The sequence below is a fragment of the Streptomyces sp. CA-135486 genome (genome assembly GCF_050936555.1).
In the GTDB taxonomy this organism is placed as follows: Bacteria; Actinomycetota; Actinomycetes; order Streptomycetales; family Streptomycetaceae; genus Streptomyces.
On sequence record NZ_JBNJMM010000001.1, the window covers coordinates 3327708 to 3343227 of the forward strand.

Annotated in this window: 10 protein-coding genes; 8 read left to right on the top strand and 2 right to left on the bottom strand. The window is 70.0% G+C overall.

From position 1 onward, the window contains the following. The first annotated feature begins 30 nt into the window (after nucleotides 1–30). The gene (locus tag ACQEVG_RS15115) at nucleotides 31–1470 is read left to right on the top strand and encodes an acyl-CoA synthetase (protein WP_432982857.1); all 1440 of its coding nucleotides are present in this window, start codon (nucleotides 31–33) and stop codon (nucleotides 1468–1470) included. Continuing rightward, nucleotides 1463–2815, top strand: coding sequence for a carboxyl transferase domain-containing protein (locus ACQEVG_RS15120; RefSeq protein WP_432982860.1), 1353 nt, complete (start codon nucleotides 1463–1465; stop codon nucleotides 2813–2815). Before ACQEVG_RS15115 ends, ACQEVG_RS15120 begins: the two co-directional genes overlap by 8 nt. Nucleotides 2816–2847: 32 nt before the next feature. On the opposite strand, the gene putP is transcribed toward ACQEVG_RS15120, so the two are convergent. Next, nucleotides 2848–4392, bottom strand: coding sequence for a sodium/proline symporter PutP (gene putP / locus ACQEVG_RS15125; protein WP_432982863.1), 1545 nt, complete (start codon nucleotides 4390–4392; stop codon nucleotides 2848–2850). Between the two features lie 260 nt (nucleotides 4393–4652). After that, the gene (locus ACQEVG_RS15130) at nucleotides 4653–5669 is read right to left on the bottom strand and encodes a LacI family DNA-binding transcriptional regulator (protein ID WP_432985364.1); all 1017 of its coding nucleotides are present in this window, start codon (nucleotides 5667–5669) and stop codon (nucleotides 4653–4655) included. A 273-nt stretch (nucleotides 5670–5942) separates the two neighbouring features. Here ACQEVG_RS15130 and ACQEVG_RS15135 point away from each other — a divergent pair, with 273 nt between their 5' ends. The 6 genes from ACQEVG_RS15135 (at nucleotide 5943) to ACQEVG_RS15160 (ending at nucleotide 15520) form a co-directional block, all read left to right on the top strand. Next, entirely contained in the window at nucleotides 5943–7229 is a 1287-nt protein-coding gene (locus ACQEVG_RS15135; RefSeq protein WP_432982866.1) for an ABC transporter substrate-binding protein, read from the top strand. 12 nt (nucleotides 7230–7241) lie between these two features. After that, nucleotides 7242–8213: a carbohydrate ABC transporter permease gene (locus tag ACQEVG_RS15140; protein ID WP_432982869.1), complete on the top strand. Its 972-nt coding sequence runs from the start codon at nucleotides 7242–7244 to the stop codon at nucleotides 8211–8213. Next, complete coding sequence (locus ACQEVG_RS15145) at nucleotides 8210–9070, top strand: carbohydrate ABC transporter permease (protein ID WP_432982872.1); 861 nt, start codon at nucleotides 8210–8212, stop codon at nucleotides 9068–9070. The genes ACQEVG_RS15140 and ACQEVG_RS15145 overlap by 4 nt, the downstream gene beginning before the upstream one ends. A 43-nt stretch (nucleotides 9071–9113) precedes the next feature. After that, nucleotides 9114–10370, top strand: a complete 1257-nt coding sequence (locus ACQEVG_RS15150; protein WP_432982875.1) for a glycoside hydrolase 5 family protein — start codon at nucleotides 9114–9116, stop codon at nucleotides 10368–10370. A gap of 74 nt (nucleotides 10371–10444) precedes the next feature. Then, the gene (locus ACQEVG_RS15155; RefSeq protein WP_432982878.1) at nucleotides 10445–12466 is read left to right on the top strand and encodes an endo-beta-N-acetylglucosaminidase; all 2022 of its coding nucleotides are present in this window, start codon (nucleotides 10445–10447) and stop codon (nucleotides 12464–12466) included. Nucleotides 12467–12496: 30 nt separating this feature from the next. Then, the gene (locus ACQEVG_RS15160) at nucleotides 12497–15520 is read left to right on the top strand and encodes an alpha-mannosidase (RefSeq protein ID WP_432982881.1); all 3024 of its coding nucleotides are present in this window, start codon (nucleotides 12497–12499) and stop codon (nucleotides 15518–15520) included.

The window sequence follows — 15520 nt, forward strand, 5'->3', positions numbered from 1 at the left end:
CAGACTCGACTACAGCAAGGAGTACGACGCGTGTCCCCTCTCTTTCCTGCTCTGGCCGCGGGGTCGCCACTGCCGGCCCTGCGCTTCGGTGACCGGTCGTTGACCCACGCCGAACTGGCCGCGGCGGCGGGCGCGTCGGCCGCCGGGCTGGCCGATACGCGGCGGGTCGCCGTCTGGGCGACCCCCACGCTGGAGACCGCGGTGGGCGTGGTGGCGGCGCTGCTGGCGGGCGTACCCGCCGTACCGCTGAATCCGAAGACCGGTGAGCGGGAGCTGGCGCACATCCTCGCGGACAGCGCGCCGTCGCTGGTGCTGGCGGAGCCGGGCGCCGAACTGCCCCCGGCGCTGAGCGACTTGCCGCGTGCTGACATCGCGCTCACCGGACCAGGAGCGCCGCTGGTGCCGGAGCCGTCATCGGGAGCGCCGGGTGCGCCCGAGCCGCCCCCCGAGGCGCCCGCCCTGATCGTCTACACCTCCGGCACCACCGGCCCGCCCAAGGGCGCCGTGCTGCCGCGCCGTGCGATCACCTCGACCCTGGACGCCCTGGAGGACGCCTGGCAGTGGACGGCCGACGACGTCCTCGTCCACGCCCTCCCGCTGTTCCATGTCCACGGGCTGATCCTGGGCATCCTCGGCCCGCTGCGCCGGGGCGGCGAGGTGCGGCATCTGGGGCGGTTCAGCACCGAGGGCGTCGCGCGCGAGCTGGAGTCCGGGGCCACGATGCTCTTCGGTGTGCCGACGATGTACCACCGCATCGCCGAGGCCCTGCCCGGCGATCCGCGGCTCGCGAAGGCCCTGGCCGGGGCCCGGCTGCTGGTCTCCGGTTCGGCCGCGCTGCCCGTGCACGACCATGAGCGGATCGCGGCGGCGACCGGCCGCGGGGTCATCGAGCGGTACGGCATGACGGAGACGCTGATGAGCACTTCTGTACGCGCCGGCGGAGAGCCGCGGCCCGGCACGGTCGGCCCGCCCCTCAAGGGAGTTGAGCTGCGGCTGGTCGACGAGAGCGACGGAATCGGCGAGATCCAGGTCCGCGGGCCGAACCTCTTCACGGAGTATCTGAACCGGCCCGACGCGACCGCGTCGGCCTTCGACGGCGGCTGGTTCCGCACGGGGGACATGGCGAGCCGTGATCCGGACGGCTATGTACGGATCGTCGGCCGCAAGGCCACCGACCTGATCAAGAGCGGCGGCTACAAGATCGGCGCGGGTGAGATCGAGAACGCGCTGCTGGATCATCCGGCGGTACGGGAGGCGGCGGTGACCGGGGAGCCGGACGCGGATCTGGGGGAGCGGATCGTCGCGTGGATCGTGCCCGCGGATCCGTCCGAGCCACCCGCCCCGGAGGAACTGTCCGCGCATGTCGCCGCCCAGCTCGCCCCGCACAAGCGCCCTCGCGAGGTGCGCTTCCTCGAGGCGCTGCCACGCAACGACATGGGCAAGATCATGAAGCGGGCGCTCCGTGACTGAGCGACTCACGGCCCGCGCCGCTCTCGCCCGGGTGACCTCCGCCTTCACCGAACTGCCCGCCCCCGAGGGCACATCGGCGCCCGACGGGCCCATCGCCTGGCAGGGGTACGACGAGCAGCGCGCCCGCGCCGCGGCGCGCACCGGCGAGCAGGAGTCGGTCGTCTGCGGCACCGGCTTCATCGGTGGCACCGAAGCGGTGCTCGTCTCCTTCGAGTTCGGCTTCCTCGGCGGATCGCTGGGGGAGCGGACCGGTGACCGGCTGGAGGCGGCCTACACGCATGCGCGGGGGCGCCGGCTGCCCGTCGTCTCGCTGATCGCGACGGGCGGCAGCCGGATGCAGGAGGGGATGCCCGCACTGGTCCAACTCCAGCGTGTGGCACGGCAGTCGGCGCTGACCCGCGCGGCGGGGCTGCCTCATGTCGCGGTGGCCTGCGACCCGGCGACGGGTGGTGGCTGGGCCACCCTGGGCGCGGGCGCGGACATCGTGCTTGCACTGCCCGGCGCCCAGATCGGCTTCGCGGGCTCACGGGTACGCCCGCCGGACGCCGATCCGTCCGCGTACACGGCCGAGGCACAGCTGGCCGCGGGTCATGTCGACGCGGTGGTACGGCAGGAGGAGCTGCCCGGCCGGCTCGGGCGCTGGCTGACCCTGCTCACGGCGCCGTCCGATGTCCCCGCCGAGCCGCCCCGCGCCCTGGGTGACGCGGTGGTTCCGGCCACCGGCTGGGAGGCGGTGCAGCAGGCCCGTTCCGCCGTGCGGCCCCGCGCCGCCGCCTACCTGGACGCGTACTTCGAGACGTACGACGTCATCAGTGGCGACCGGTGCGGAGGCGTCGACCCCGGCATGCTCTGCGGCTTCGGCCTTCGCGAGGGCCGCACGATCGCCTTCGCCGCCCAGTGCGGCACGGCGACGCTTCCGTCCGGGTACCGCACCGCGGCCCGGCTGATCCGCCTCGCCGACCGGCTGGCCATCCCGGTGCTGACCCTGATCGACACCCCGGGGGCCGCGAACGACGCCGCCGCGGAACGCGCGGGCGCGGGCGCCGCCATCGGGGACGTGTTCGCCGCCGTGGCCGCCGCCCGGGTGCCGGTCACCACCCTGCTGATCGGCGAGGGCGGCTCGGGCGGGGCTCTCGCACTCGCCGCACCCGACAACACCTGGGCCACGCCGGACAGTTACTTCTCGGTGATCGCGCCGGAACTGGCCGCCATGATCCTCAAACGCGCCCCCGATCAGACCCGTACAACGGCCGAACAACTCCATGTGCGGCCCCAGGACTTGGTCGACCTGGGAATCGCGCGCGGCATTGTGGCCGTCGCACCACCCGGGGAGCGGGCCGGGTGAAGGCCGCGCATCCGTCATGTCCGGCCAGCGTGTCAATCATTCATCAGTCCATGGTGAACCCGCCCTCGCAGGGGTGTCCTCTTCTCCATCGCGCCGGCCCAGGAGCGGATTGGGGGGCGGCCGACGAAGGTGCCGAATAACAGCGCGGCGGCCGTGGCGGCGAGCACCCCTGGCACCATCGCGTATACGCCGGTCTGGAGCGGGCCGAGGAGCGGGTCGATGTGCTTCCACAGGACCACAGTGAGCGCACCCGTCACGATGCCGGCCATCGCCCCGGCCTTCGTCATACGCGGCCAGTAGAGCGACAGCAGGAGCACCGGGCCGATGGCGGCACCGAAGCCCGCCCAGGCATAGGCAACGATGTCCAGCACCGCGCCGCCGCTGAGTGCGATCAGGTAGGCGACCAGCGCGACACCTATCACTGTCGCGCGTACTGCCAGGAGCAATGCCGTGTCCGAGGCCCGCCGGTTGAGGAACGCATGGAAGAAGTCCTCGGTGAGGGAAGTTGCTGTCACCAGCAACTGGCTGTCTGCGGTGGATTTGATCGCGGCCAACACCGCCACGAGCAGAACACCTGTGAACCATGGGTTGGCCAATTGCGTGGACAGCACGATGAAGACCGTCTCCGGTTCGGTGAGGGGCGGGTGGATCAGGGCGATCCCGAGGAGCCCCCCGAGGCTGGCGCCCGTCAGGCTGACGACCACCCAGCTCACGCCGATACGCCGGGCCACGGGGATGTCGCGTGTGCTGCGGATGCCCATGAAGCGGGCCAGGATGTGTGGCTGTCCGAAGTACCCGAGCCCCCACGCGAGCATGGAGATCACCGCGATCACACCGAGGGGCTTGCCGTCGGTCCACTGGCGGTCGGCGAGGCCGGCCTCCGCCCCCATGTCGAGCAGTGCCGGGGCCCTGTCGGCGAGCGTGTCGTGCAGCGCACCGAAGCCCCCGAGCTGCCAGATACCGATCACGGGGAGGGCGCACGCCGCGAGGAGCATGATCGTGGCCTGCACCGAGTGCGACATGCACATGGCGCGAAAGCCGCCGAGGACGGAGTAGATGACGATCACCACAGCAAACACGGTGAGCCCGAACTGGAAGCCGACGTCGAAGATCTGGTCGAACAGCAGACCGCCCGCGACGAGGCCGCTCGCTACGTAGACGGTGAAGAACACGACGGTGACAGTCGCGGTGATGATGCGAAGCATTCTGCTGCGGTCCTCGAACCGCTCTTCCAGATACGCGGACAGGGTCACCGAGTTGTTGGCCAACTCGGTGTAGGTGCGCAGACGCGGTGCGACGAACCGCCAGTTGAGGTACGTGCCGATGATGAGGCCGACGGCGATCCACGTGGCGCCGATTCCTGCCGCGTACACGGCACCGGGCAGGCCCAGGAACAGCCAGCCCGACATGTCGCTGGCTTCTGCGGACAGGGCGGCCACCACGGGGTTGAGGCGACGGCCCCCGAGGGCGAAGTCGGTGAAGGTCTGGGTCTCCTGGTAGACACAGACCCCTATGGTGACCATCGCGATCATGAAGATCCCGAACACGAGCATGATGGGTACGGTCTGCAGCTCCATCTGGTTCTCCCTTGGCGCGGACAACGGTGGCCCGTACGTGCCGAGAACCTCATTGGTGCTGGCAGGCGGCATTTGGGTACTCGTGGAGGACGCCGCGTCCACAACGCGTCGTCGGGCCGGTGATCTGGCCTAGCAGCATGGTGAGTTGGTGAACTCAGCACAAGGATCGAGCGGCAACACTTTCGTGCGGCTCGGCCCCCAGGAACCGCCCCGACGGCGGCTGTGGAGGCACGTCCCGCTCTCTGGTGTCCGAGCCAGGACTACAGGGCCGAGAAGTCCCGGGCCGATGCCGTGCTCTCCCGCTCGATCAACTGGGGCAGCGGCACCTGTACGGACCTGGCGGCTCCGCCGTCCAGGAGAGCCGTCAGCTCCTGGGCGGCGATCCGGCCGAACGCCACCGTGTCGCGGGAGAGCGCCGTCAGCCAGGGATGGACCATGCGGCACAGGACCGAGTCCTCGAAGGAGACGATGGAGACGTCGCCGGGAACGCTGAGGCCGAGGCCCGCTGTGACCGTCGCTCCCGCCGCGGCCATCACATCGTTGTCGTAGATCAGCGCGGTGGGCGCCGCATCCCCGCGGAGCACCCGGCGGGTGACCGCCGCGCCCTCCGTGTCGGAGTAATCCGTGGGGAGCGAGTGGACCTCGGTCAGACCGCGCCGGCCGGCCTCGGCGCGCAGGGAGCGGATGCGCCGGTCGGTGTGGGCCAGCGAGGACAGGCCCGCGATGTGCACGATGCGCCGGTGGCCCAGTTCGTGCAGCCGGCCGACGATGGAGGCCATCGCCCCGGTGTCGTCGGCGCGCACCTCGGAGAGGTTGGGGTGGGCGTCGGGCAGTCCGCCGATGACGACGCCGGGGAGGCCGAGTTCGTCCAGGAGCTCGGGGCGCGGGTCGTGTGTGCGGGGGTCGACCACCAGGACTCCGTCGACCCGGTGTTCTGCCCACCAGCGGCGGTAGACCGCGCACTCGGCCGTCACATCCTCCACCACCTGGAAGAGCAGGCCCAGTTGACGCTCGGCCAGCACCTCCTGGATGCCGGAGATCAGCTGCAGGAAGAACGAGTCCACACCCAGCGTCGCGGCCGGTCGTGCCAGCACCAGACCGACGGTCGCCGAGCCCTCGCCGGACAGTGCGCGGGCAGCCGTGCTCGGCCGCCAGCCCAGCTGTTCGGCGACGCGGCGGATCCGGTCGCGGGTGATCGCCGAGACACCGGGGCGGTCGTTGAGCGCGAAGGACACGGCGCTCTCCGACACACCGGCGCGCCGGGCGATGTCCTTCATCGTCGGGCGGCGCGCCGGGGCGCGCCTGGCCGGCGATGTGTCCTTGCCGGACGGGCTGTTGGCACTCACCCGTTCTCCTTTCGGCATGCGTACTAATGCGCTTGAGCACCGCACCCTAAAGCGCATTAGCCGATCACGGCAAGTGGTCGCCAGTAAGCCTTCTACCTGTACTAATGCCCGCTCAATAGCATTAGTTGCAGCGAATGTATTGACTTGCTCGCGGGTTCACTTGCAAGGTCTGCACGTCTGGTCCGAGCAAAGGAGCCGTTCACCGTGCGCATCCCTCGCAGGGCAGTCGCCGCTGCCGCCGCCATCGCCACCGTCCTGCCGCTCAGCGCGTGCGGCGGCGGATCCGACTCAGGCGCCTCCGCCGCCTCCGGCAAGGTCGAAGGAAAGATCACCTTTCAGACCTGGAACCTGCAGGCCAACTTCAAGGACTACTTCAACTCACTGATCGCGGCCTTCGAGAAGCAGTACCCCGGCACCGATGTGAAGTGGGTCGACCGGCCCGCCGAGGGCTACGCCGACAAGATCAGCGCCGACGCCGCGGGCGGCACCCTGCCCGACGTCGTCAATGTCTCTCCGGACCTGGTGGCCCCCCTCGCCAAGGCCGGTCTCGCCCTCGACCTCGACAAGGCGGCTCAGAAGTACAAGAAGGAGTATCTTCCGGGCGCCTGGGCGAGCCATCAAATACCGGGCATGCAGGGCACGTATGCCTTCCCCTGGTACCTCAACACCGGCCCGCTGTTCTACAACAAGCGGCTCTTCAAGGAGGCGGGCCTGGACGGCGAGCGGCCCCCGAAGACGTATGACGAGGTCTTCGCCTCCGGCCTGAAGATGGCCAAGGAGTCCAAGGGCGAGATCGCGACCCTCGCGAACGTCCCCACCATCGAGGACTTCGGCCGCTACGGCGTCGAGCTGATGAACAAGGAGGGCACCGGCTTCGCCTTCAACGACGCCAAGGGTGTCGAACTCCTCACCCACTACAAGGAGTTGTACGACGCCAAGGCGCTCGACCCGCAGGCGCTCACCGCCACCCCCGAGTCCTCCGGCAAGAAGTTCCTCACCGAGGCCGTCGCCATGAACCCGGGCAGCGCCCTTGACCTCGGCAACTTCAAGAAGCAGGCGCCGAGTCTCTACAAGAACATCGGCATCACGGACCAGATCAGCAGCACCGGCCACGCCAATATGTATGTCATGGGCGTGATGGTGAACACCAAGGCCAAGCAGAAGCCCGCCGCGGTCGCCTTCGCCCACTTCGTGACCGACGCGACGCGCCAGATGGAGTTCGCCAGGAAGGTCGCCATCTTCCCCAGCACCGCGGGCTCTCTCGACGACCCGTACTTCACCAAGGAGGACGGCACCGACGAGACCCGGGTGCGCATCGCCGCCGCCAAGTCGCTGAAGACCGCGGTCAATTACACACCGGTGCTGTTCAGCGAGCAGATGAAGACCGAGCTGCGCAACGAGGTGGCCAAGGCGCTGCAGGGCAAGGAGAGCCCCAAGGAAGCGCTTGACAACGCTGTCAAGGCCTGTGACCGGCTGCTGCAGCAGAGCTGAGCCGAGTCCGCGATGAAGACCCCCACCGCCTCCCATGCGATCTCGTCGGATCTCACCACGGCGGGCCCGGCCGCCCGGAGCCCCGGCTCCGGCGACGGCCGGCCCGCCCGCGGGATCAGGCGCCATCTGCCCACCAGCCCCTGGCTGTTCGCGGCGCCCGGTCTCCTGATCGTCGGCGTGTTCAGCCTGTATCCGTTCCTCAGCACCCTGGTCAACGCCTTCACCGACCGGCGGACCCTGGTCCCCGGCCAGTACGTGGGCCTGGCCAACTTCGAGGAACTGATCCACGACGAGATGTTCTGGACCGGGCTGCGCAACAGCACCCTGTACGTCCTCGGCGTCGTCCCCGCCCTGGTGCTTCTGCCGCTGCTGCTGGCGATGCTCGTACAGCGTCACATCCCCGGCATCACCTTCTTCCGCTCGGCCTTCTACACCCCCGTCGTCGCCTCCATCGTCGTGGTCGGCCTCATCTGGGTGTGGATGCTCGACGACCGAGGGCTGATCAACTCCCTTCTGGAGGCAGTGGGTGTCGGCAAGGTCGGCTTCCTCAGCGACCAGTGGCTGCTGCTCGGCAGCGCGATGGCGGTCACGGTCTGGAAGGGCCTCGGCTACTACATGATCATTTATCTGGCCGCGCTGACGAATGTGCCACGTGAGCTGCACGAGGCCGCGGCGGTCGACGGCGCGGGCCCCGTACGCCGCTTCTTCACCGTCACCGTTCCCGCCGTCCGCTCCACCATGGTCCTCGTCGGCGCGCTCTCCTCGGTCGCCGCCTTCAAGGTGTTCTCCGAGGTGTATCTGATGGCGGGACCCAGCGGCGGACCGGCGGGCGAGGACACCACGCTCGTGATGCTCGTCCAGCGCGTCGGCACGGGACTGACCGGCCGCGTCGGCTACGCCTCCGCCATCTCCGTCGTCGTCTTCGTCGTCACCGTCGCGCTGATGCTGCTGGTGCTGCGCGCCGACCGCAAGGAGGACGCGTGAACACCCTCACGATCAGGGACGCCGAGGGCAGGCGCATCCCCGCCTTGCAGCTCCTACTCCGTTACGCGGCTCTGCTCGCCGTCCTCGCACTGACCGTCGGGCCCTTCCTGTGGCAGCTCTCCACCTCGCTCAAGGGGCCGCACGAGGACATCTTCAGCTCCCCGCCGGCATTCCTGCCGGGCGAGCCGACCCTCGACAACTACCAGCGCGTCGCCCACACCATCCCGGTCTGGGACTACGCGCTGAACTCCCTCAAGGTGGCCTCCGCCAATGTGCTGACCAACTGCGTCGGGGCCTCGCTGGCCGGCTACGCACTCGCCCGGCTGCGCTACCGGGGCCGCCGGGCCGCAACGCTGGCGTTCATCCTCGCGATGCTCGTCCCCGTCGAGGGCATCATCATCGCCCAGTTCACCACCATGCGGGACCTCGGCCTCAACAACACCCTGGTCGCCGTACTGCTGCCCGGCTGCATCGGCGCGATGAACGTGCTCCTGATGCGCAACGCGTTCCTCAATCTTCCCTACGAGGTGGAGGAGGCGGCGTTCGTCGACGGGGCCAATTCCTGGCAGCGGTTCCTGCGGATCGCCCTGCCCTCGGTCAAGGGCACCCTGGCCGTGGTCGCGATCTTTGCCTTCATGGGCGCCTGGGACGACTTCCTGTGGCCTTTGATCGTGCTGAGCGACCCGGAGAACTTCACCCTGACCATCGGCCTGAACTATCTGCACGGCACCTTCGCCAACGACGAACGCCTCGTCGCGGCCGGCACGATCATCGCCGTACTGCCGCTCATCGTGCTCTTCGCCTGCCTGCAGCGCTTCTTCTTCCGCGGCGTCGGCGAGGGCGCCGTCAAGGGCTGATCCCGGCCGCCACCGCCCCAAGAACCAGGACACCCCTTTGCGTATGAGCTCTTGCCCGCCGCGTTTCGGCGCCAACTACACGCCCAGTCAGGGCTGGTTCCACCACTGGCTGGACTTCGACATCGATGCCGTACGCGCCGACCTGGACTCGATCGCGGGCCTCGGCCTCGACCACATCCGCGTCTTTCCGCTCTGGCCGCTCTTCCAGCCCAACCGCACCCTCATCCGCCCGCGCGCCGTCGAACAGCTCGTGCGGCTCGCCGACGCGGCCGCCGAGCGCGGCCTCGACGTCAATGTGGACGGACTGCAGGGGCACTTGTCGAGCTTCGACTTCCTCCCGGCATGGACACAGACCTGGCACCGGCGCAATATCTTCACCGATCCGGACGTCGTGGCGGGGCAGGCCGAGTATCTGCGTACGCTCGCGGCAGCGCTCGCCGACCGGCCGAACTTCATCGGTATGACCATCGGCAACGAGGTCAACCAGTTCGCGAGCGGACCGCACCCCGACCCCGACCGCATCACTCCTGATCAGGCGGGTGGTTGGCTGCGGCGGCTGCTCGACGCGTGTGAGGAGGGCGCGCCCGGCAGGATGCATCTGCACGCCGAGTACGACGCGGCCTGGTACCAGGACGACCAGCCCTTCACCCCCGCGCACGCGGCCCGCATCGGTGCGGCGACGGCCGTGCACTCCTGGGTCTTCAACGGCACAGCCCAGCGGCACGGGCGCGGGGGAGTGGCGACCGAACACCACGCCGCGTATCTGATCGAGCTCTCCAAGGCGTGGGCGCTCGACCCACACCGGCCGGTGTGGCTGCAGGAGGTAGGTGCACCCGCGCCGCTCGTCCCCGCCGAGCACGCGGCCGAGTTCACCGAGGCGACCGTGGCGAACGCGCTGGACTGCCCGGACCTGTGGGGTGTCACCTGGTGGTGCTCCCACGACGTGTCGCGCTCGCTGGCCGACTTCCCCGAACTCGAGTACAGCCTCGGCCTGTTGACCAACGACCGGCAGCCCAAACCGGCCGGTCTCACGATCGCGAGCATCGTCGGGGAGTGGCGAGGGAAGGAACACCGTCCCGCGCCACGCACCACCGCGCTTGTCGTCGACACCGGTAACGACGAGACGGCGGCCCGGCGATCCACGTGCGCCCCCGGTGGCGCGTTCTTCGAGGCCTTCGCGCGGCTTACGGCGGAGGGTGTCCGGCCCACGGCGGTGCTCGCGAGCCGTGCCGAGGACAAGGAGCACCTTGCTGCACGAGGCATCACCGAAGTGGTCACCCCGGACCGGGCCGGCGCATGACCTCCCCACCCCCCTTCCCGAACTGGGGCTCCGCCCCAGACCCCGTACGGCCCCAGTCAAGAAACGGAGCGCACATGACCCCCCACCTCAGCCGACGCGGCTTCCTCACCGCAGCCGCCGCGGCAGCCGTCACCCCGGCCCTCCTGCAGGGCACCGCGTCCGCCGCGGCAACGGCCGCCGCGGGCGCACCGTACGCCTCCTACTGGTACCCCGACTCGTTCCCCTCCGGCACGCCGGGAACGGGCATCACCTGGCGCAGCCTCAAGGCCTGGCGCGCCGAGGACGACGCGGACCTGGCGTTCAACAGGTCGGCCGTGCCGCTCGCCAAGCGGTTCACGCCGACGCCGGTCAACACCACCGCCCGCAGCGGTCAGGCCCGCATCCAGTCCCTCGTCTCCTTCGGGCCCACCGCCGGCAACCCCTCCCAGGGCGCTGCCACCGCCGACTACTACGCCCTGACCCACTGGTCGTACATCGACGAGCTGGTCTTCTGGGGCGGTTCGGCCGGGGAGGGCCTGATCCTCGCGCCCAACGCGCCGATTGTGGACGCCGCACACCGCCACGGGGTGCCCGTCCTCGGCAATGTCTTCCTGCCGCCCGTCGCCTACGGTGGCGATCTGCGCTGGACCCGCGATCTGGTCCAGAAGGACTCGCTCGGCAGATTCCCGCTCGCCGAACGGCTTGTCGCGCTGGCTTCGGCATACGGCTTCGACGGCTGGTTCATCAACGCGGAGACCGGGGGCGGCAACAGCGCACTCGCGGCCGACATGCTCGGCTTCGTGAAGGAGCTGAGGTCTCTGGGCACGCCGAAGGGGCTGCGCATCTGCTGGTACGACTCGATGACCGTGAACGGCTCGGTGAGCTGGCAGGGCGCGCTGAACGACCGGAACAAGGCGTTCTTCCAGGCCGCCGACTCCATGTTCATCGACTTCCGCTGGTCGCGGTCCAGCCTGGCCTCGTCCGGGCAGGTCGCTCAGCAACTCGGCCGCAGCCGCTACGCGTTGTGGGCAGGCGTCGATGTCGAGGCGAACGGCTGGAACAGGTCGGTGGACTGGGACGCCATCATTCCCGACAACACCGCGGACATCGTTTCGCTCGGCTTCTACCGGCCCGAATGGACGCGCAACCACCTGCCCGCGGGCCGCACCCCGGCCCAGTTCCACGCCGCCGACGACCGGTTCTGGAGCGGTCAGTCCCTCGACCCGTCGCGGCCCACCCCCGGCGACGCCTGGCGGGCCCCGGCACTCGCCGTCGCCGACCGCTCGACCGTGGACACCGTGCCGTTCGCGACCGTCTTCAACACCGGGCATGGACTGCGCTGGTACGAGGGCGGCAAGGTGACGTCGGACGTCCAGTGGAACCATCTCGGCGTCCAGGACCGTCTCCCGTCCCGCCAGTGGGTCGTCCGCAGCAGCGGCGGGCGTCCCTCGGTCGCCTACGACTTCGCCGATGCCTGGCACGGCGGCAGCAGCCTTCTCGTCGACGGCTCGCTCAGCGCGCCCACCACGGTCGATCTGTATGCGACCCGGCTGCCGCTCACCGCCGACACGGTCGTCGAGCTCACCCACCGCGCCGACTCCGGCCGGGTCACCGTGGAACTGGCCGTCGCCGTGGCCGAGCCCTCGGGGCCGGGCGTGCCTCCGCCGTACGCCTACCTCCCGGTGGGCACCCTGGGGCCGGGCAGTGCCTGGACCACCTCGACCGTGCCGCTGACCGGCCTGTCCGGGACCGTGCGCGCCCTCGGTGTCCGTCTCACAGCGAGCAGCGGGCCCGTGAAGTGGCGGCTCGGCGCCCTGGCCGTGCGCGACAAGGCCGCCCAGAGCCCCGCCGCCCCGGCCGAGCTGCGGATCACCGCCGGCGCGGGCGGCGACCTGCGCTTCACCTGGCAGGGCGCCCCCGGAGCCGTACGGCACTACGCACTGCACCGGCTTCTGCCGAACGGGACACGGCGCTTCCTCGGCGCAACCTGCCAGCGCGCCTTCTTCGTACCCGGTCTCACCCCCGAACAGGGTGAGCAGTCGGCGCGGTTCGAACTGCGCGCAATAGGGGAGCTCTACACCGCATCCACCCCCGCGACCGCCGTTCACGCCTGGTAACCACCACCGAAACCCACGGAGCAGCCCCGCATGCATGACGACCGCACCCTCGTCGAAGCCCGCCTGAGGCGCGTCCTCGACGAGCGCATCCGTCCCGCCGTGTACCCCGAATCCGTACCGCTGGAGGTGGCCGTCTGGAACGCGCCGGGCGAGCCGGTCCCGGTCGCCGAAGGTCTCGCCGCCGCGCCCGGGCCGATCGCGGTCGGCGACATGTGGGGCGCTCCGTGGGGAACCAGCTGGTTCTCCGTCACCGGCACCGTGCCCGCCGAGTGGGCCGGAAAGACCGTGGAGGCCCTCCTCGACCTCGGCTTCGACGAGAACATGCCCGGCTTCCAGTGCGAGGGCCTCGTCTACCGCCCCGACGGCACACCCGTGAAGGGCCTCAACCCGCGCAACCAGTGGGTGCGCATCGGCGCACCCGTCGCGGGCGGTGAAGAGGTGCGGCTGCACATCGAGGCCGCGTCCAACCCGGTCATCCTCGACTACCACCCCTTCGTGCCGACGCAGCTCGGCGACAAGGACACCGCGGGGAGTGCGCCGCAGTACAGGCTGACCAGGACGGATCTCGCCGTCTTCGACGAGAGGGTGTGGCAACTGGTGCTCGACCTGGAGGTGCTCGGCGAGCTGATGCACGAGCTGCCTGTGGACGGCGCACGGCGCTGGGACATCCTGCGTGCCGTGGGGCGCGCGCTCGACGCGATCGACCTCCAGGACGTGAACGGCACCGCGGCCGCGGCCCGTTCATGCCTCGAAGAAGTCCTCGCCGCACCCGCTCGGCACACGGCGCACAAGATCAGCGCGGTCGGCCACGCCCATATCGACTCCGCCTGGCTGTGGCCGCTGCGTGAGACGGTCCGCAAGGTCGCCCGTACGACGGCGAACATGACCGCCCTGCTGGAGGACGAGCCGGACTTCATCTACACCATGTCGCAGGCACAGCAGTTCGCCTGGATCAAGGAGCACCGGCCCGAGGTCTACGCCAGGGTCAAAAACGCGGTGGCGGACGGGCGGTTCGTGCCGGCCGGCGGCATGTGGGTGGAGTCCGACACCAATATGCCGGGCTCGGAGGCGATGGCCCGGCAGTTCGTGCACGGAAAGCGCTTCTTCATCGACGAGTTCGGCGTCGAGAACGACGAGGCATGGCTGCCCGACACCTTCGGCTTCGCCGCCGGGCTGCCGCAGATCATCAAGGCCGCGGGCGCCAAGTGGCTGCTCACCCAGAAGATCTCCTGGAGCCGGACCAACACGTTCCCGCACCACACCTTCCAGTGGGAGGGCATCGACGGCACCCGGATCTTCACCCACTTCCCGCCCGTCGACACCTACAACTGCTCGATGAAGGGCAGCGAGATCGCCCACGCGGCGAAGAACTTCAAGGACAAGGGCGTCGCCAAGCACTCCCTGGCGCCCACCGGCTGGGGCGACGGAGGCGGCGGCACCACCCGTGAGATGGTGGGCAAGGCCGCCCGGATGCGCAGTCTCGAAGGCTCCGCGACCGTCCAGTGGGAGACGCCCGCCGACTTCTTCGCCAAGGCCGAGGCGGAGTACGTGAACCCGCCGGTGTGGGTCGGCGAGCTCTATCTCGAGCTGCACCGCGCGACACTCACCAGCCAGGCCAGGACCAAGCAGGGCAACCGCAGGAGCGAGCACCTGCTGCACGAGGCCGAGCTGTGGGCGGCGACCGCCGCCGTGCGGACCGGATTCCCCTATCCGTACGAGCAGTTGGACCGGATCTGGAAGACCGTCCTGCTGCACCAGTTCCACGACATCCTGCCCGGCTCCTCGATCGCCTGGGTGCACCGCGAGGCGGAGGAGACGTACGCGGCGCTCGCCGTCGAGCTGACCGGCATCATTGACGATGCACAGCGCGCGCTCGCCGGTGACGGCCCGGGGACACTCGTCTTCAACGCCGCGCCGCATGAGCGGCACGGCGTCGCGGCCGGCGGTGCCGGGAGCGCCACCCACGGCGGGCAGGCCCAGTTGTCCGCGCGCGAGGGCGGCGGTTTCGTGCTCGACAACGGCCTGCTCCAGGTCGAGATCGACGGACGCGGCCTGGTGGTCTCCTTGTACGACATCGGCGCGGAACGGGAGACGGTCGCCCCCGGCCGGGCGGCGAACCTGCTCCAGATCCACCCCGACTTCCCGAACATGTGGGACGCGTGGGACGTCGACGAGTTCTACCGGAACACCGTCACCGATCTGACCGATGCCGACGAGGTCACCGCGGTCGGCGGCTCGGCCTCCGTGCGCGTCGTCCGCTGTTTCGGCGACTCGAAGGTCACCCAGCTGCTGACCCTGGCCGCGGGCGCCAAGCGTCTCGACATCGACACCGAGGTCGACTGGCACGAGACCGAGAAGTTCCTCAAGGCGGCCTTCCCGCTGGACATTCACGCAGGGCGGTATGCGTCGGAGACCCAGTTCGGCCACTTCCACCGGGCAACGCACACCAACACCAGCTGGGAGGCGGCCAAGTTCGAGGCCTGCAACCACCGCTTCGTGCACATCGAGGAGCCGGGCTGGGGCATCGCGCTTGTCACTGACTCGACGTACGGACATGACGTCACCCGGACCGTCCGCGCGTCCGATTCCGGCACGACCACCACGCTGCGCGTCTCGCTGCTCCGGGCCCCGCGCTTCCCCGACCCCGAGACCGACCAGGGCGTGCACCGGTTCCGGCATGCCCTGGTGCCGGGCGCGGCGATCGGCGACGCGGTCCGCGAGGGCTTCCGCATCAACCTCCCGGAGCGGCTCGTCCCCGGCGACGGCGAGGTGGCGCCGCTGGCGGCGGTCGACAACGACGCGGTCGTCCTCAGCGCCGTGAAGCTGGCGGACGACGCGAGCGGTGATGTCGTCGTACGGCTCTACGAGTCCCGCGGCGGCCGGGCGCGGGCCCGTATCACCCCTGGTTTCGAGGCGGCCGGGGCAACGGCGACCGACCTGCTGGAGCGTCCCCTGACCGATGCACCGGAGCTTGAAGTGGCGGACGGCGCGGTGAAGTTGTCGCTGCGCCCCTTCGAGCTGATCACCGTGCGCCTGGCGCGCGCCCAGGCCTGA

Excerpts from the sequence above, each read along its gene's own strand:
- putP (WP_432982863.1), bottom strand. The coding sequence starts at position 4,392 with ATGGAGCTGCAGACCGTACCCATCATGCTCGTGTTCGGGATCTTCATG.
- ACQEVG_RS15130 (WP_432985364.1), bottom strand. The coding sequence starts at position 5,669 with ATGAAGGACATCGCCCGGCGCGCCGGTGTGTCGGAGAGCGCCGTGTCC.
- ACQEVG_RS15140 (WP_432982869.1), top strand. The coding sequence starts at position 7,242 with ATGAAGACCCCCACCGCCTCCCATGCGATCTCGTCGGATCTCACCACG.
- ACQEVG_RS15150 (WP_432982875.1), top strand. The coding sequence starts at position 9,114 with ATGAGCTCTTGCCCGCCGCGTTTCGGCGCCAACTACACGCCCAGTCAG.
- ACQEVG_RS15155 (WP_432982878.1), top strand. The coding sequence starts at position 10,445 with ATGACCCCCCACCTCAGCCGACGCGGCTTCCTCACCGCAGCCGCCGCG.
- ACQEVG_RS15160 (WP_432982881.1), top strand. The coding sequence starts at position 12,497 with ATGCATGACGACCGCACCCTCGTCGAAGCCCGCCTGAGGCGCGTCCTC.